We start from the raw sequence: 17,631 nt of genomic DNA on the forward strand, positions 1-17,631 counted from the left end.
TCAACATGTCAAATATTCTTGTTTTTGCACATCAACAGGGAGAGTCCTTGACACCGGGCGGCAGAGAGGCGCTGGCATTTGGCTCCCGCCTAGCGAGTGCCAATGATGCTGAGGTTCGTGCCGTCTTACTTGGTTCAAGTTCTGAAAAGAGTGCCAAGGAAGCAATTGCCTGTGGAGCGAGCATTGCTTATACTGTTTCTAATCCGTTACTCGATGAATACGATGTTGACCTTTACGTAAATTGCCTACACAAGGTGTTTCAACAGTCAAGTGCCGATGTGCTAATAATTTCCTTTGATAGAATGGGGAAAGATCTAGTCGGACGGCTGGCTACCCGTATAAGCGCATCTGCCATTACAGAGGTAGTCGATTTCAGAACCGAAGGCGAAGAACAGACTTGGATTCGGCCAATTTATGGTGATAAAGCATATGGGGAATATAAAACAACTCGTCCTAAAGTTGTTGTTGGCATTCGCCAAAAGAGCCAAGAATTGCCGTCATTAGATGAGAATCACATTGGGGAAATCATTCCGCTAGACTTCGCTGCTTCTGAAGACATGATTGTGACCAGGCTGGTTGTCAAAATTCAGGCGGCTTTGTCTGGAATCCGACTTGAGGATGCTCGTATCATCATCTCCGGTGGACGCGGTCTTGGAGGTCCCGAAGGTTTTACTGAACTGCAAACTCTAGCAAACTTGCTTGGAGGAACGGTTGGTGCTTCACGGGCAGCATGTGACGCCGGATGGGTTCCGTCAAACCTACAGGTAGGGCAGACTGGTGCCGTAGTCGCTCCAGATCTATATATTGCCGTTGGAATTTCCGGCGCCAGTCAACACCTAGCTGGTATCACAAGTGCAAAAACCGTTATTGCCATTAATACAGATCCCGAAGCACCCATTTTTAAACGGGCCAATATTGGTGTAATCGCTGACTACAAGACAGTGATCCCCGCATTAACGGAAAAGCTGAAAAAGGTGCTTGTGTAGAAAAATGAACGATTGAAGGCATTATTAAAAAAACAAGGAAAGGGGCCCAAAATAAATGGGTTACTTTCCTTGTTTATTTTCTGAAGATTTTGATACTATTAAAATATGATTTAGAGTCTTGGTAAGTATGATTGCTGGAAAGGGGTTATAAAATTGGTTGTAAACCTTGAAAACGTCTCTTTAAGACGAGAAGGAAAGTGGATTTTACAAGATGTTCATTGGCAGATTGAAAAAGGTGAAAACTGGGTGCTGTTTGGCTTAAACGGTTCCGGGAAAACAGCCATCTTAAATTTGGTGAATGCGTACTACTTCCCGACAAAAGGGAAAATAGAAGTTATGGGTATGGAGTTCGGGAAAACGTATCTAGGAGAAAAGCTTCGAAAGCAGATTGGGTTTGTTTCTTCCTCGCTACAAGAGAAATTTTATCCTAGTGATAATTCATTTGAAGTCGTCTTAAGTGGTGCCTTTGCGTCCATTGGACTTTACGAAACCCCGACAGATCAAATGAGAAAGAAGGCCATTACACTGCTTGAAGACCTTGGATGTTTAGAGTATGCTAACCGAAATTATGAAACATTGTCACAAGGAGAAAAACAACGTGTTCTAATTGCTCGTGCATTGATGTCAGACCCTGCCCTGCTCATTCTCGATGAGCCAACAAATGGATTAGATTTTATAGCACGCGAGCAGCTGTTAGAATCAATTGATCGAATTGCGAAAAGTCCAAGTGCACCAACGATGATTTATGTGACACATCATGTTGAAGAAATATTACCGGTTTTCGATAAAACATTATTACTGAAAGAGGGACAAGTTTTTGCAAAGGGAAATACTGCAGCAATGATATCGAGTGAACAGCTGACCCCATTCCTTGGTCTTCCAGTTCATGTTATTTGGGAAAATGAACGACCACTTCTATCTAAATTGCAAACAAAAGTGCAGTATTAATGAGAGATTAAATCCAAAAAGGACCTCAAAATGAGGTCCTTTTTGGATGGTGCCTGACACCAAAACCACTTCTTGCAACTTACATATAGTAGGGAAGCAGTTAATGGTGCCTGACACCAAAACTACTTCTTGCAACTTATATATAGTGGGGAACCAGTAAATGGTGCCTGACACCGTCTATGAGATTCCGGCTATGAATGGGATTTTTCTAGGGCTAGTTTTAGGCCAAAGCCGAGTAGGGCAATGCCGGTTATTGCTTGGACTGCCTTTTGGGTTGCTGGTTTTTTCATAAATGCGCTGATTTGATTGATTAAATAAACATAAGAGATGACCCAGATAGCAGTTAACAAGGTATAGGATATGCCCATGATAAGAAACGGTACAAAGGTATTAGTCCCTGAATCCACGAATTGCGGCAAAAAGGTTAAAAAGAAGATGGCAACCTTAGGGTTAAGGAGATTAGTAAGAAAACCTTGGCGAAAACATGTTGTATGACCGTACTTATTTTCAGTGTTTGTTTCCTTACTTGCGGCTGCTTCATTGTTCTTCAAGGACCATAATGTTTTAAAGCCGATGTAAATTAAATAAATCGCACCAGCATATTTGAAAACAGAAAATAATAAGGCAGATTTCACAATAATGGCGGAAAGTCCGATGACTGCAGCAAAAGTATGGATCAAGAGAGCGCAAAGTGTACCCAAAAGGGTTTTAATGCCACCAGATCTGCCCACTGTTAAGGTATTTTTTGTAGTCATTGCCGTATCCGGGCCAGGTAAAATAATGAGAAGAATACACATCAGGATAAATAAGGAATAATGCTGCAAACGAACAGCCCCTTTCAGATTATTCTTAAGATTTTGTTGTTATTAATTTATCATAATTGGAAGCATCCGTGTACATAAAGAGAGTTTTTTAACAAAATAAACATGATAATAGGTATAATGGAATGGAGTTTGTAAAGGGGTGAACATGGATTTTGAAATTTATTAAAGGGCTTCTTATCGCTGCTGTCCTACTGTTTATGTTTGCGATGGGGATTGCAGCACCGATCTCGTTCATCGGTATGGTTATTTTTATCATAGGATTGTTTCTTAAAAGGCAATATCGTAATAGAAATAGTAGATTTGCAAAATCAGGATGGATCATTGCAGTGGGATTAATTTCTTCCATTGTATTAGCCACGGTATTCTTCGAACCAACCGAAGAAATGAAAGACGTAGGCCAAGCGAAAGTAGCTTCCGTAAATAAAGAAACGAAGGTAGAAGCTGCAAAACAGGCAAAAGAAAAGGCGGATGCTGAGGCAAAAGCTAAGGCAGATGAAAATAGATTAGCGGAAGAAAAAGCAAATGCTGAAAAGGAAGAACAGGTAAAACAAGCAGCCGCACAATCTTTACAAGAAGAATTAGCGAAAAGTATGGGGTTAGAACTTATTACGGTTGGACGGGTTGTGGATGGCGATACAATCGTCGCCTCTGATGGAAGAAAAATCCGATTGGTAGGCGTAAATACACCTGAATCGACCACAAAGCACGAGGAATATGGAAAAGAAGCGAGCAATTATACAATCTCAAAGCTGAATGGCAAACAGGTGTGGATTCAAAAAGATGTTTCCGAAACGGACAGGTACAGCCGGTTGCTTAGAATCGTTTGGTTAAGCGTACCGACAAATGATATGGATGAAAATGAAATTCGTGCGAAAATGTACAATGCTGACCTGGTGTTAAATGGCTACGCTGAACCATCCACCTATCCACCTGATGTGAAATACAGCAAATACTTTGTAAAATTTGCGAGAGAAGCAAGGGAAGCAAATAAGGGTTTATGGGCATTTGGTGAACAAGGAACAACGAAGGGTGATTTAGACTCTTCGCAAAATAATAGTTCTTCATCGGGGGGAAATACGTCTGGCGGTTCAACATCAAGCGGTGAATCTTCCGAAACCGGTAAAGAATCCTTCAAAAATTGCACGGAAATGAGAAAAGTATATCCAGACGGTGTACCTTCGACACATCCCGCATACGAATCAAGGCATGACCGCGATAAAGATAACTGGGCATGTGAATAAATCATAGATACATTCAAAAAATGGTTCATGACAATCTCATGAACTATTTTTTTTGAACAGCCAAAAGTGCACTACTTCACAGATAAAACATTTACTTAGGTTTATAGTGTTAAGTAGTTGTTAACTTTGCAAAATGGTTGAAAGGTTGGTCATTACATGAAAAAGATACCTGTTATTATCCTAAGTCTGATACTTGTTATTGTTGTCGCCGGTTGTGGGGCATCAAATAATTTGAACGTGAAACTTTCAACACCCAAAACGTTTACCCCGGATAAACCATACGTAATGCAAATTAAAATTGAAGACAAGAAGGGACATCCTGTTAAAGGTGCCAAAGTAAGTGCTCATTTGAATATGAAAAATATGGACCATGGAACCATCCCCGTTACGGCTGAAGACATTGGTGAAGGAAAATATATCGGAACAACTGATTTACCAATGAATGGCGACTGGGTGGCCACTATCATAGTGGAAAACGACGGTGAAAAATATGAGGAAGAAAAGCAGTTTTCGGTTGAGGTAAAAACGGCAGAAAATGCCCATAAGGTTACAAAGGATGTCACACTCCCAGATTTCAACTTAATAGATGAAAATGGGAACCAAGTGTCAAAACAGGACCTCTTGGGAAAAACAGTGGTGATGACCTTCACCTATGGTAACTGTATCGATCCCAATGCCTGTCCGATTTTATTAGGGAACTTTAGTAATCTGCAGCAAGATATTAAAACAAAAGGGGGCAAATCAGAAAACCTATTACTTGTTTCCGTTTCGCTTGACCCGGAAAACGATACACCTGAAGCAATGAAAGCACATGCACAGAAAATGAATTTTGATATGTCCTATTTAAAAATGCTGACCGGAGACAAAAGTGAAATACAAATATTAGCCGATACACTTGGCGAACATTTTGAAAAAACAGGGACAGAAGTGTTACATGATAACAAAACCTTTATTTTTAATAAGGATGTGAAGTTGACCCATGAATTCATGGGCAGTTTTATTGACCGAGGTGAATTGCTGCATGTTTTAACAGGAGAATAGGGAAAAAGACCGCTAACGAATGATAAAAATAGCGGTCTTTTTATAATTGAAAAAAATTGTACCGTCAACACTGTGTTTGATATACTTTTATCAAATACAAAGAATAAGAGGTATATACTTTGAGAAAGTCAAAATTGCAATTCTGGCTCATTCAAATTTTACTAATCTTCACCATCATTTTTGTCTCCACAAAAATTTCGTTTTTGTTTGTACCGATTGGTGTCTTCTTCACCACTATTTTCTTCCCGATTCTCATTACGGGATTCCTATTTTTCCTGCTGAATCCGGTTGTGAATTTTCTCGCACGGCGGAAGGTGCCAAGACTAGTCGCCATCCTGATCATTTATGTTGTATTTGCCGGGATCCTAGTACTTGCCATTGGAAATTTGGTGCCCGCTATTACCAAGCAGGTAACGGCTCTTGCTAATGAGATCCCAGTATATGCTGACAAGACAATGAAGTTTTTTAACAATTTTGCACATTCCTCGGATTTCAAACGGTTCATGAATGCGCAAAGCGACTTGATTGATACGGTCCAAAAGAAACTTATTCAGTTTGCAAATACGCTACCTAACAGGATTACTGGTGCTATTGGGAATATATTTGGTATCATCGCCAATATTGCGATAATACTAGTCACCGTGCCCTTTTTATTATTTTACATGTTCAAGGACGGGCACAATTTTCCGAAGGCTGTCGCAAAGTTCATACCTTCAGAGTACAGGCAGGAAGGTCTGGCAATTTTAAAAGAAACTGGCGAAACGCTTTCGGCCTATATTCAAGGACAGGTAACTGTGGCCTTGGCTGTGGGAACTCTATCATTTATTGGCTATTTAATTATTGACATGCCCTATGCATTGGTACTGGCTATGATTGTGGCCTTCACTAACATAATTCCATATGTTGGACCGATTTTAGGAGGGGCTCCTGCAGTGCTGATTGCTCTTTTCGATTCTCCGACAAAAGCACTTCTTGTAGTGGTAGTAATTTTAATCGCCCAGCAAATTGAAGGAAATCTTTTATCACCGCTAATTCTTGGCAAAACCCTTGATACCCATCCAGCAACCATCATCATTATTTTGCTTGCCGCAGGAAACCTTGCCGGTGTGCTCGGAATGGTATTAGCTGTTCCAACCTACGCTGTATCAAAAACGATTGTAGTGAATGTGGTAAAATTTTTACGTGCGAGAAAGAGGGCAAGTAATCCGATTGAGGAAACTTAAGATATTTCGTTTGTCTTTTATAGTAATTTTCAGAAAAATAGATTGACACTGTTTAATGAAAAATGATATAAACACAATAAGATTTTAATAAATAAAAGCGTTAAAGTTAAAATAATTTAAATAAAAAAGGAAAAACAGGAGGGATTACATCTTGGGACAGCACTGCAAAATCTTAGACTGTACCATTCGTGATGGTGGTTTGGTTAATAATTGGGATTTCAGTATCGAATTTGTTCAAGACTTATATAATGGCCTTAGTGCAGCAGGTGTTGAATACATGGAGATTGGATACAAAAATTCTCCAAAGCTGCTTAATGCAACAGAACCTAATCCATGGAGATTTCTTGACGATAACTTCTTGAAAGAAATTATTCCTGAGAAAAAGTTTACGAAGCTATCAGCTTTAGTAGATATTGGCCGTGTGGATCCAAATGACATTCTGCCACGTGAACAAAGTGTCTTAGATATGATTCGTGTAGCATGTTACATCCGCGAAGTGGACAAAGGCTTGGAACTTGTACAAATGTTTCATGATTTAGGGTATGAGACTTCCCTAAACATTATGGCTTTATCAAGTGTACCTGAAACGAAGCTTATTGAAGCATTTGAATTGGTACGAAATAGTCCTGTAGATGTGGTCTATATCGTGGATTCATTTGGAAGTTTAGATCCCGCAGATATTGAGCATCAAGTGAAAAAGTTTAAAGAAATGATTCCAAATAAACAGCTTGGGATTCATACGCATAACAACATGCAGTTAGCGTTCGCCAATACACTAGCTGCGATGAAAAACGGAGTAACTTTCCTAGATTCTTCTGTTTACGGTATGGGTCGTGCGGCCGGTAACTGTCACACAGAACTTCTCGTTAGCTACATCCAAAAAACAAGCTATGAGCTCAAGCCAGTTCTAGGTATTATTGAAAAACATATGCTTGAAATGCGTCAAAACTGGGAATGGGGCTATATCATTCCATACATGATTTCAGGTGTACTTAATGAACATCCGCGTGTGGCTATGGCATACCGTGATAGCGCAGATCGTGATAAATTCGTCGATTTTTATGATAAGGTAACATCACCTGAAGTTGCATTGGCAACAGCAGCAAAATAGATGGGATTTACTAGAAAAAAAGACCCCCATTATTAACTGTTATGGTTAATGAAGGGGGTCTTTTTTTGGAAAATAAAACATGATTACGAAATAATAAATCCCGATAAGTGCAGTAATGCTACAGATGACATGAAGTCATATACTTTTAGACAGACCAGCTGTGGGTGGCGATACAAGTCAGATCCTTTTAAAAGCTTCTAATTTGCGTTTTAAGCCATTTTGACTAAAACTATATATAGTTGGAAATCGGTGTTTTTTAAGAACGTGTCTTAGGAATTTCTCTAAACCACATAATTTTTATTTTTGGAGGGAACAACATGGAAGTTTTTACAAAATATTTAGCAGGTATCGATAACCCTGACCACCGCGACCGAACAGAGGGAATTTTGGCGTGGGTTGCTAATAAATTCCCAAATTTAGAACCGCAAATCAAGTGGAATACGCCAATGTTTTCTGACCACGGCACATTTATCGTCGGCTTTTCCACAGCGAAGCATCATTTGAGCGTTTCACCCGAAGAAGTAGGCATTGCGCACTTTGCAGATGACATTGTACAAGCTGGCTATAGCGCTACCAAAGGCTTGTTTCGAATTCCGTGGAATGAGCCGGTAAATTACGAATTGCTTGAGAAAATGATTGAATTTAATATTCAGGATAAAGCAGAGTATACGAATTTTTGGCGGAAATGAAAAAATGGAAAGCCCTAAGAAAGCCTGTGAGGCCTTCTTAGGGCTTTTCAATATTAAGATTGCTTGTATTAACCTAGTTTTGCTAGGTTTTAGGCAATCTTTTTTTTTTTGGCCTTAAAACAAAGGCGTGACAATTAATCGAGGAACCTTTAAAAGTACACCACTATTCTTTATAGGCGGGAAGGTTAATGATAAAAGTGGATGGTTGAATTTTTGAAGAATTGGATGGTTTTTAATTGGTGTCCATCTATTATACTATTAAGTAGATTTATTACTGATAAGACCGATAAAGAAAATACTTGTTTGGTCTGGGTTCAAGGATTAACTTATAATTAATTTTTCGTCATAAGAGGTGTTACATGGAGATTTTAACGACTTTGGTATTCTTAGTCATTATCATAGCAGTTATTTCAACATTATTAATAGCTGGAAAAGGAGACGAAAATTATAGCAGCTCCACAAAAAGAAACACTACAAATTTGACTTTGATTTATGCTATTTCTATTCCACTCATTTTATTTGCTCTTGGAATCTTTATTGTGTTTTTTAGCTAATTGTCTACCAAAAACCTATTGTCGTAATGACGATAGGTTTTTTAAAATGGGAAAGGTACGCCTGATAAAAAATATAAAAAGTGCGATAATAATTTAATACCACTAATTAACATAAAAAGGGATGTAGTAAATGGATTGGAAACCGGATCGAACCGCAAAAAAAGCTATATATAAGCAACTTGCAGAATATATCGAAAATGGAATTGCAGATGGAACGTTTCCTCCTGATAAACCATTACCTTCTGAAAGAACATTAGCTAAAGAACTTACCATTAACAGAAGTACAGTCATTGCCGCATATGACGAGTTGGAATCAAATGGACTGATTCATAGAAATAGGGGTAGCGGGACCACAATAAGCAAGGATATATGGGGAATTACCAAGAAACGTATTCCAAGTTGGAACAGGTATATAGAGGCAGGCTCGTTTTTACCTAATCTACCTGTAATGCAAAGGATTCGAAAAGAAGCAGTTGAACATAAAATGATTAATTTGGCTAGCGGAGAGCTATCGGAAGACCTCTTTCCTATAAAGTACTTACGGGAGATTACCTCGACTAGATCGTTTTTTGGAAGCTTAGGATATGATCATCCACTGGGTAATGAAGTATTAAGGAATACGATTACAAAGCATGTTAAACAATGTCGAAGAATTGAAACAAATCCGTCATCTATCTTAATTACATCCGGGGCACAACAAGCGTTGCATTTGGTTGTTCAATGCCTGCTAAAACCAGGAGATGCTGTTGCTTTGGAAGATCCATCCTATTCTTATAATCTTCCGATATTTAAATCGGCAGGAATCAAAACCCACTTCTTACAAGTAGATAAAGATGGTGTAAATCCAGATGATTTGCTGTTGTTACATAAAAAACATCGAATTAGAATGATTTTTTTGAATCCGGCATTTCAAAATCCAACAGGTACTTTGCTGCAAAAAGAAAAGTATAAAGCAATTTTAGATATATCTTCTGAACATGGGATTCCTGTGGTGGAAGACGATCCATATAGTCTAATATCTTTTACAGATGAAGAGGTCTCTACACTAAAATCGATGGATGTCCACGGAAATGTCTTATACATTAGCTCTTTATCGAAAATCGTTGCTTCGGGGTTAAGAATTGGCTGGATTATTGGACCGGCACCGGTAATTGAAAGATTAGCCGATGCGAAGCAACAAATTGACTTCGGTCATGCTATTTTAAATCAATGGATTGCGAATGATTTTTTAGAATCGGAAAATTTCCATTCTCATATCAAAAGATTGGTAAAAGAACTGGAGAGTCGAAGGAATCAAATTGTCACCAGCCTTAAGTTTTATTTAAAGGATCAAGTTGAATTTTCCATTCCTCAAGGAGGAATTCATATTTGGTGCAGGGTAAAAAAAGACTATAATGAAATGCAATTGCTGGAAGAGTCAATGAAAAGAGGAGTCATTTTTGTTCCAGGTTCAACAATGGGATCTAAAAAGGGGTTTGTCCGTTTTACTTTTGCAAGGGAAGATGAACCATCCATTCATGAAGGTATCAAAAGGTTTGCCGAAGCACTTAATTCCCTTTAATACTTTATAGCAAGTTCTTAGATAACAGCAAGCGGTCATTAGAAATGATCATCTGCGGTAGTTTTAATATTTACCCACAGGAAATGGAATGTATTGAATAGGATGAATCAAAACTACCGCTCCGCCATCCAGATTGAGTTGCAAAAGAAGCCACGTCAATTAACATGGCTTCTTTTAATCGGTTAATCATGGGCGTGGCTTCAGGAAATCAAGCCTCTACTGAATGTTTGAATTCCAGCCCAACCTGCTAATATCTTTTCCAATAGTTACTTGCGATTTCCAATACCATTTTACCATTGGCTTTGCTGCTTACAATCTGGGTATGTGCTTTGGCCGCTTCTTCCAACGGCAGAATTATTCCTACGAAAGGTTGAAGTCCCCCGTTAATCAGTGCAGCTTCAACAGCAACTAAACTTTCATTATATTCGTCTAATGGTGCATTCCATACGGCCATACCGAAGATATCGACTTCTTTGGCTATTATCAGGCGGGGATTGAAATCCAATGATCCGCGGTTGCCCACTACGACTACCCGGCCAAACTTGTTGATCAGCTTTAAGTCTTCTTCCAGATTTACATTGGCCAGCATCTCAATGATGACATCAACGCCTGCACCGTTCGTAATGGGAGGGATTGCCTTCAAATAATCAGCTTGATTGTGGTTAAGGACGGCATCGGCACCGTATTTTCTTACCTATTCCATATTTTCTTCAGTGCCGGCAGTTCCAATTACTTGTGCGCCAACATATTTTGCCAGTTGTATAGCCAAGGTACCTACACCACCGGAAGCACCATGGATCAATATCGTTTCACCTGGTTTTAAATGCGCCCGATGAAAAAGTGCACGATAGGCAGCAGTGACAGGGATACCAAGTGCTGCACCTTGTTCAAAGCTTAACGATTCCGGCAATTTATGCACGGCGCACACGAAACTTCATCTAATCCTAAATCAGCCCCAATTACAAGATATAAATTCTGTACAAATTGTTTTCGGTGCTCCGACAAAAGTGTTCAAGTTATCATCATTTAATTCAGTACCAACATTATTCGCCCTAGGAGTATATACTTTCCATATATCAATCCATTGAGGGCTGACTGTAACTTCATTTCTTTCAACATACCCTACTATTTGTCCTTTTCCGTAACGAGAAGTTCTCGAAGATGAATGTCATTCTTTACCACTAAGGACTACCCATTGTTTACTTGCTTCCGGTTTAGCAGTGATTGACCATCCAAACTGTGACATATCTCGCCTTGATTCGATTCCTCCAGAGATCTGGAAAAAAGCTATAGAGGTATTCCATAAGGATATAGCTGCCGCGATCGAAGTAGAAGAACTAGTAAAACAAAAGACCATCGTAGCAGGGGCTGACCCTTTTACAGTCACGTTGATTGACATTGAAGAAGTACCGGTAGCTTATGTTCCTTCCTAAGTCGTCCGAATTAAGGCCAAAGCGGCCGGGACCCTGCTAGTATCTGTCACATTTTGATATTAAAAAAACCCTTGCGATTGATATTATCCCTTTTGTGTAGACAGTATGAAAAAAACCCATACTGGCTAACACAGGAGGGATTTATTTTGGCTAAAAAAGGACAAAAATTCATAAACTATTCAGTTGAGTTCAAACTTATGGCAGTAAAAAAATATATTGAGGAAGATATGAGCTACACTGGTATCGCAAAGGAACTTGGAGTATATGACCATAAATACATTAGTCGTTGGGTAAATAATTATAACGAATTAGGCTTAGATGGACTTAAAGATCGTCGGGGTAGTTCGCAGTCCCCTTTTAAGGGCAGACCAAGTTCTAAGCCACTTTCGTTAGAAGAGGAAAATCAGAAGTTAAAAATGGAGAATGAGTTTTTAAAAAAATTACATGCTTTTCAAAGGAGGTGAAGAAAAAGGACAAGCAAATGTTGTTTAAAATAATAGAAGACCTATCTAACCAGTATCCTGTACTGCAGCTCTGTGAACTTGCTGGAGTGTCTAAAGGCGGATATTACAAATGGTTAAAAAGAAAAGATATTATAACCTCTAAACAACGTGAAGATGAATATATCAAAGGCTTGATACTTGAATGTTATAACGAAGTGAATGGAATATATGGCTATTATCGTATAAAAATATGGCTCTTCCGTAAATATGGCATAAGGGTTAATCACAAAAGAGTTTATCGACTAATGAAGGAACTTGGAATTAAGGCGAAAATTAGACAGAAAAAGGGCAATTACAAGAAAGGTTCTGAAAATATTGTTGTTCCAAACATTCTGAATCGTGATTTTAATGCGACAGAATTGAATCAAAAATGGACTACAGATATTACTTACTTAATGTTTAACCAAAAACGATTATACCTATCTGTTATAAAGGATCTATACAATAATGAAATTGTAGCTTATAAGATCAGTAAATCTAATGATTTAAAATTGGTTTCTGATACAGTAAAAGAGGCATAAAAAAGCAAGATACGAAAGGGGTCACTCTCCACAGTGACCTAGGTTTCCAATACACATCCCGCCAATACCATAAACTTCTTAAAAAGCATAAGATTATTCCTAGTATGTCCAGAAAAGGAAACTGTTTAGACAATGCCAGTATGGAAAACTTCTTTGGGCATTTAAAATCAGAAGTCATGTACCTTCATTCGTTTAAAATAGATGAGGAAGTAATTGAGGCAATTAATCGATATATTTATTTTTATAATCATAATCGTTACCAGAAAAGATTAAGCAATCTTAGTCCTGTGGAATACAGAGTGACCAAGATTGCTTAGAAGACAAATGGATTAAATTGTCTCCTTCTTCAGCTTACAGACCATTCAGTTGATTGAGGGGGTGCTGTCAAGTGCTTTCCTTGACAGTGCACCCTCAATCAACTACCCTGTAAGCTGCTGAAGAAGGGTGGTTATTTTTATTACTGTCTACTTGACAGGGATATGTTCAGATTGCAGGGATTTTTTAGCGTCACGGGGAGGAATTTAACCTCCGACCTACAGTTTCAGGAAAAGATGTCTCTTAAACCTCTCTATGCAAAAGTGTCACATTGTAATTTCTTCTTTCCTATCCAAGCCATGATCAATGTCAAAAGAGGAAGAATGATCAGAAAGGTATATGCGTATGACGGCCAAACCCGATCTAAAAAATCCATCACAAAAACGATATTTGTATATGAAGTTAAAACAGTGACAATTAAAAAAATGGCTACAGGTACAGTCATAAATTCATAGGATTTAAATCGAAGCAGTTGACTTGTTCCAAGTAAAGTTGCATAAAATGTTATAATTAATTTAAAGGTGATTGTAATAAACCAGAGACCGCCGATTATGACCTCGACACGTTCAAAAAAGTTTGCTATATTAACTTTCTTTGCAAGTGAAAAGCTTGGGTAAATGTTTTCGGCGGTTAACCCCGGACCTAATACCAAAATGCATAAAAGCATGATAATAATCAGTACAACGCCAGAAAATGTATATCCAAAGTAAAAGGCTTTAGCTGTTTTTTGGGACTTTATCACGAATGGATAAAGCATCATCATAACCACAAACTCTTGAAGGCTTGTAAAAGGGAATGCAGCTTTCAAAACGGGAAGGAAACCGTTTTCTAGGACGGGTTGGATTTTTCTTAATTCAATTTGAGGGACCAGCATAAGCACCAACAGTCCGAACATAAATATCACCCATGGGAAAAAAATTTCTGCTCCACGGGCGATTACTACCAGTCCTAAACGAGTGGCAAAAATGACCACCACAAGTAAAGAAGCCATAATAAAATCGATTGGCGTTTCTGGTAGCACCTCTGTCGTCAAAAAATTGCCAATATCTCCGAGCAATCCTACACATAATACGAAAAAAAAAGAGATATAAAAGAAAGAAAAGATCTTCCCAACCCATTTACCGAAAACAAGCTCGTTTACCTCAATGAGTGTTTTTTGAGGGAAGCGGTTGGCTAATGCTATATAGATCGCAAGTTGGAACACCCCAAGAGCAAAGCCGATAATGGATGATATCCATGCATCCTGTTTCGCATCAGCGGCAAGCGATGCTGGTGCGATCAAGATGGATGTGCCTACACCAAAAAAGATGACTAGGACCGTAAATTGATGTACACCGATTGTATGATTTAGTTTCACGAAGATTAAGCCCCTTCCACTTGCGCATCTTCCCTCTTATTTTAATGTTAATCCAATCCGTTCATAGAATTCTTGAATCAGTTTTAACAGATTCGGGATAGGAATAATCATCTTTTGTAAAACATAAAGGGTAATGGAGAAAACGATGAGAAAGCTGAACATTATTGCTTCCTTGATTTGTCTTTGTTTTATCAACTTAGGTAGTTCAAGCAATACAGTGAGGATTCCAACAGCAATGGATGTAATGATGAACCACATTAGACTCACTTCCTTAATCTTGATCGGACGGATTGGTTAATTGTTCCGATTCGTTGAATTTTAACATCAACGTTTACGTCAACACTCAGGTCAGAATACCTTGAATCCCAGTTTTGTTTCCATCGTTTCCACTTTTTAGGATGACCCCTGCGAAGAACATCACCGAAACCGAAAATATCCGTTTTATACTCAGTCTGCGACTCACGTACCGCATCAAGGATCATCTCCTTAATTTTACTCTCTGTCATTGTTTCTATCTTTGGTATGGAAGAAGGATCTGAAATATCGATATTGCAAGACAGATCTCCAATATTACCTTCGGCGTATATATCTATGTGAATCGATGGATCACCACTCTGTGTCAATGCCCCTTTAATCTTCGATCTTGAGCTAATTATCTCTACGTCCATATCACCGTTTTGGCAATTGATCTTTTCCACTGTACTTTTAACGTTTCCTTGGGTGTAATTATATCCTTTGCTTTCATTTTCATTCAGCCATCCCACCAACTTGTCTCTTTTAAAAACTGCTAGACCATTATATTTCAGGGTGGTTGGAACTTGGGAAACTTTAATGTTATCTAGATCTTTTCCTTTATTGTTTGAACCTTTTATCATGACACCGGTTAAAATCGGACTTTTTCCTTCACTAGACAAGTCGTCAATTAACATATCAAGAGTCACTCTACTTGTGGATGCCCACGATTCTTCAGCCTTTTCGAGAGACTCATATAATTTGGAAGCAGGGATTTTTTCTTGAGGCGTCAAGACATTCAAAATATTCTCTGCTCTTTCGTCCTTGGCAATTACGATGAAGTAATCCGTTCTAAATTCGTGATCTCTCGATAAAAAATCTAGTAAATCAATAACCCCTTTTTTTGATAACTGTTCACCGATTACCACCATGCGGAGGTGCGAGAAATACACCTTTCGATTTACCTCTAATGTTAATTCTCGAATTGATTCGAATATGGAACGCCCTTGAATACGATACGTGGTTACGGGCGATCTGCCTGATCCTCCAGAATCCGTTGTCGCAATTTCTGTTGGATTGACTAGTTGAACAGAGACGACAATTTGTCCATCCTCCGCCTCATCTAGTCCTAGTGCCACCGCAATTGATAATTCATTTAACTCCCTGCGATTCCAGCATCCGGTAAGAAGAATAAGCAGGGTAAAAATCAAAATCCATTTCCCTAGCTTTTCACCCATGGGAAAGCCCCCTTTATTTAGGATCCTGTTCATTCTTCATGGATGATTTTTTGTTAGCTTTTGCAGCTTCCATATTTGAATCGACTCTAATGTAATTTCGATTTTTGTTAAAATGGGGTCTTGTCACCATTAACCAGCGGGGCACTCGAAGGATGACATCTTTTTGATCTTTTATATGGAATGGTGCAAAAGCACTCATATATGGAAGCCCAAACGACTGAAGGCTGCATAAATGGAAGACGATAATGAACAACCCAAGCAGGATGCCAAAAATGCCTAAGGAAGCAGCCAGCCACATGATAAAAAATCTAAGCATACGGAATGAAGTGGACATACTATAAGATGGAATCGCGAAATTAGAAATGGCTGTTAATGAAACGATAATCACCATTGCAGGGGATACAAGTCCTGCTTGGACAGCAGATTGTCCGATCACAAGTGTTCCCACGATTGAGATGGCAGATCCAACTGTTCTTGGCATTCGAACACTTGCTTCCCTTAATAGTTCAAAAATCAGTTCCATCATTGTCGCCTCAATAAATGCTGGAAACGGAACTCCTTCTCGGGCAGCAGCCAAGCTGAGCAGAAGCTTAGGAGGAAGTATTTCCTGATGGTAATTTGTAATCGCAATGTAAAGCGCAGGAGCCAGCAGTGTAATCCCTAAGCTGCCATAACGGACCATACGAATAAACGTGGCAAAATCCCAATTTTGATAGTAATCCTCTGAAGCCTGTAAAAATTGTACAAACACAGCAGGCGCAATGAGGGCAGTTGGGGTCCCATCGACGAGAATGGCAACTCTTCCTTCTAATATTTCCGCTGAGATCACATCAGGCCTTTCCGAGTTATAGATTAATGGAAATACTGTGATTGTCCTATCGGTTATCATTTCTTGTATATAACCGCTTTCTAAGATGCTGTCGATATCGATTGCCTTCAACCGATTCAAGACCTCATCAACAATCTTTGGGTTAGCAATGTCACGTATATACATGATTGCAACATCAGTTTTGGTAGCTCTGCCGATTTGCAATGTTTCCATCCATAAATTTGGGTTTTTAATTCTTTTACGCAATAGGGATGTGTTCGTCCTTAAGGTTTCAGTGAAACCATCTCTCGGTCCCCGGACGACCGGTTCACTGATAGGCTCCTCAATGCTTCTCTCCTTCCATTGTCTGGTACTTGCAACAAACGCTTGCTCTAATCCCTGAAACAAGATCACCGTGTCTCCCGAAACAATTGCTGTTAAAAGCAAGTCGAGGTCGCTCTCCTTTTTTACTGATCCAACAGGAACGACAAGCCGATTCATAAATTTTTCGACATCGAACGGTGTATTAAGAATTTGTAGATAAGTATGTTCATTCAACAGCTTTAAAAAAGATTCGAGCACAGATTTGGAATCGGATATACCATCGATATACAAAATAGCTGCATGCTGTGTCTCTCTCTCGCCTATTTCGAATTTTCTAACTACTAGATCCGTACTGTTTCCAAACTTTCGGACGATCCAATCAACATTTGCTTCCAATTGATTGTGCAGTATCTTTTTTTTTTGCCCATTTAAGTTAGCAGTTTGAGAATGTTGATTGGGGTTACCAAGCAACTTTCGTAGCCACCATTTTCGAATATATTCCATTTGAAGAAAACCTCCACAACAAATACAAAAGATGTAAGTTATTATCCAGTATTAGAATTACCGTTTCTTCGTATATTATGTATCTGCTTTTTCTTTCCCAACATTTAGGTGTAATGCTATGAACGAGCCGATCTTAAAACAGTTTTCTTAGTCAAATGTAATCCTTATAAAAATCAGGGGTTTAATAAAAGGGAATGACCCAGTTTAGGATCATTCCTT

Annotated in this window: 19 protein-coding genes and 1 pseudogene; 13 read left to right on the forward strand and 7 right to left on the reverse strand. The window is 38.8% G+C overall.

Going from position 1 to position 17,631, the window contains the following annotated elements; all coding sequences use genetic code 11:
- The first annotated feature begins 5 nt into the window (after window positions 1-5).
- Both ACIQXV_RS24265 and ACIQXV_RS24270 read left to right on the forward strand, forming a co-directional pair.
- Window positions 6-986, forward strand: a complete 981-nt coding sequence (locus ACIQXV_RS24265) for an electron transfer flavoprotein subunit alpha/FixB family protein (protein WP_402963138.1) — start codon at window positions 6-8, stop codon at window positions 984-986.
- A 153-nt stretch (window positions 987-1,139) separates the two neighbouring features.
- Window positions 1,140-1,934 carry an ABC transporter ATP-binding protein gene (locus ACIQXV_RS24270; protein WP_402963141.1) on the forward strand — a complete coding sequence of 265 codons (795 nt, stop codon included), beginning with the start codon at window positions 1,140-1,142 and terminating at the stop codon, window positions 1,932-1,934.
- A 191-nt stretch (window positions 1,935-2,125) separates the two neighbouring features.
- On the opposite strand, the gene ACIQXV_RS24275 is transcribed toward ACIQXV_RS24270, so the two are convergent.
- Entirely contained in the window at window positions 2,126-2,731 is a 606-nt protein-coding gene (locus tag ACIQXV_RS24275; protein ID WP_402963299.1) for a LysE family translocator, read from the reverse strand.
- Window positions 2,732-2,910: 179 nt separating this feature from the next.
- Here ACIQXV_RS24275 and ACIQXV_RS24280 point away from each other — a divergent pair, with 179 nt between their 5' ends.
- The 7 genes from ACIQXV_RS24280 (at window position 2,911) to pdxR (ending at window position 10,178) form a co-directional block, all read left to right on the forward strand.
- Window positions 2,911-3,999, forward strand: a complete 1,089-nt coding sequence (locus ACIQXV_RS24280; protein ID WP_402963144.1) for a thermonuclease family protein — start codon at window positions 2,911-2,913, stop codon at window positions 3,997-3,999.
- A gap of 156 nt (window positions 4,000-4,155) precedes the next feature.
- Window positions 4,156-5,040 (forward strand): SCO family protein, encoded by an 885-nt coding sequence (locus ACIQXV_RS24285; protein WP_402963147.1) that lies wholly within the window; start codon window positions 4,156-4,158, stop codon window positions 5,038-5,040.
- Window positions 5,041-5,159: 119 nt separating this feature from the next.
- Window positions 5,160-6,263, forward strand: coding sequence for an AI-2E family transporter (locus ACIQXV_RS24290; RefSeq protein ID WP_402963150.1), 1,104 nt, complete (start codon window positions 5,160-5,162; stop codon window positions 6,261-6,263).
- A gap of 151 nt (window positions 6,264-6,414) precedes the next feature.
- Window positions 6,415-7,374, forward strand: a complete 960-nt coding sequence (locus tag ACIQXV_RS24295) for an aldolase catalytic domain-containing protein (protein WP_402963153.1) — start codon at window positions 6,415-6,417, stop codon at window positions 7,372-7,374.
- A 317-nt stretch (window positions 7,375-7,691) separates the two neighbouring features.
- Complete coding sequence (locus ACIQXV_RS24300; protein WP_402963155.1) at window positions 7,692-8,063, forward strand: iron chaperone; 372 nt, start codon at window positions 7,692-7,694, stop codon at window positions 8,061-8,063.
- Window positions 8,064-8,422: 359 nt separating this feature from the next.
- Window positions 8,423-8,617, forward strand: coding sequence for a hypothetical protein (locus tag ACIQXV_RS24305; protein ID WP_402963158.1), 195 nt, complete (start codon window positions 8,423-8,425; stop codon window positions 8,615-8,617).
- 130 nt (window positions 8,618-8,747) lie between these two features.
- Window positions 8,748-10,178 carry a MocR-like pyridoxine biosynthesis transcription factor PdxR gene (gene pdxR / locus ACIQXV_RS24310; protein WP_402963161.1) on the forward strand — a complete coding sequence of 477 codons (1,431 nt, stop codon included), beginning with the start codon at window positions 8,748-8,750 and terminating at the stop codon, window positions 10,176-10,178.
- 247 nt (window positions 10,179-10,425) lie between these two features.
- On the opposite strand, the pseudogene ACIQXV_RS24315 reads toward pdxR, so the two are convergent.
- Together ACIQXV_RS24315 and ACIQXV_RS24320 are read right to left on the reverse strand one after the other, a co-directional pair.
- A pseudogene (locus ACIQXV_RS24315) lies at window positions 10,426-10,857 on the reverse strand (zinc-binding dehydrogenase); the annotation flags it as partial.
- A 15-nt stretch (window positions 10,858-10,872) separates the two neighbouring features.
- Entirely contained in the window at window positions 10,873-11,106 is a 234-nt protein-coding gene (locus ACIQXV_RS24320; RefSeq protein ID WP_402963164.1) for an MDR/zinc-dependent alcohol dehydrogenase-like family protein, read from the reverse strand.
- Window positions 11,107-11,398: 292 nt separating this feature from the next.
- Here ACIQXV_RS24320 and ACIQXV_RS24325 point away from each other — a divergent pair, with 292 nt between their 5' ends.
- The 4 genes from ACIQXV_RS24325 (at window position 11,399) to ACIQXV_RS24340 (ending at window position 12,952) form a co-directional block, all read left to right on the forward strand.
- Window positions 11,399-11,611: a hypothetical protein gene (locus tag ACIQXV_RS24325; protein WP_402963167.1), complete on the forward strand. Its 213-nt coding sequence runs from the start codon at window positions 11,399-11,401 to the stop codon at window positions 11,609-11,611.
- Between the two features lie 146 nt (window positions 11,612-11,757).
- Complete coding sequence (locus tag ACIQXV_RS24330; RefSeq protein WP_402963170.1) at window positions 11,758-12,075, forward strand: transposase; 318 nt, start codon at window positions 11,758-11,760, stop codon at window positions 12,073-12,075.
- A 17-nt stretch (window positions 12,076-12,092) separates the two neighbouring features.
- On the forward strand, window positions 12,093-12,635 hold the full coding sequence (locus tag ACIQXV_RS24335; RefSeq protein WP_483874212.1) for an IS3 family transposase: 543 nt from the start codon (window positions 12,093-12,095) through the stop codon (window positions 12,633-12,635).
- A gap of 95 nt (window positions 12,636-12,730) precedes the next feature.
- Window positions 12,731-12,952 (forward strand): IS3 family transposase, encoded by a 222-nt coding sequence (locus ACIQXV_RS24340; RefSeq protein WP_402963302.1) that lies wholly within the window; start codon window positions 12,731-12,733, stop codon window positions 12,950-12,952.
- Window positions 12,953-13,203: 251 nt separating this feature from the next.
- On the opposite strand, the gene ACIQXV_RS24345 is transcribed toward ACIQXV_RS24340, so the two are convergent.
- The 4 genes from ACIQXV_RS24345 to ACIQXV_RS24360 are packed head-to-tail and all read right to left on the reverse strand — an operon-like array spanning window position 13,204 to window position 17,412.
- A complete protein-coding gene (locus ACIQXV_RS24345) occupies window positions 13,204-14,307 on the reverse strand; it encodes a GerAB/ArcD/ProY family transporter (protein ID WP_402963173.1) in 1,104 nt (367 codons plus the stop codon).
- A gap of 36 nt (window positions 14,308-14,343) precedes the next feature.
- Window positions 14,344-14,565: a hypothetical protein gene (locus ACIQXV_RS24350; RefSeq protein WP_402963176.1), complete on the reverse strand. Its 222-nt coding sequence runs from the start codon at window positions 14,563-14,565 to the stop codon at window positions 14,344-14,346.
- Between the two features lie 5 nt (window positions 14,566-14,570).
- Window positions 14,571-15,776 carry a Ger(x)C family spore germination protein gene (locus ACIQXV_RS24355; RefSeq protein ID WP_402963179.1) on the reverse strand — a complete coding sequence of 402 codons (1,206 nt, stop codon included), beginning with the start codon at window positions 15,774-15,776 and terminating at the stop codon, window positions 14,571-14,573.
- A gap of 13 nt (window positions 15,777-15,789) precedes the next feature.
- Entirely contained in the window at window positions 15,790-17,412 is a 1,623-nt protein-coding gene (locus ACIQXV_RS24360) for a spore germination protein (RefSeq protein ID WP_402963182.1), read from the reverse strand.
- Window positions 17,413-17,631: the final 219 nt, after the last annotated feature.

It is taken from the genome of Neobacillus sp. NPDC097160, from assembly GCF_044762155.1.
Taxonomy (GTDB): Bacteria; Bacillota; Bacilli; order Bacillales; family Cytobacillaceae; genus Neobacillus.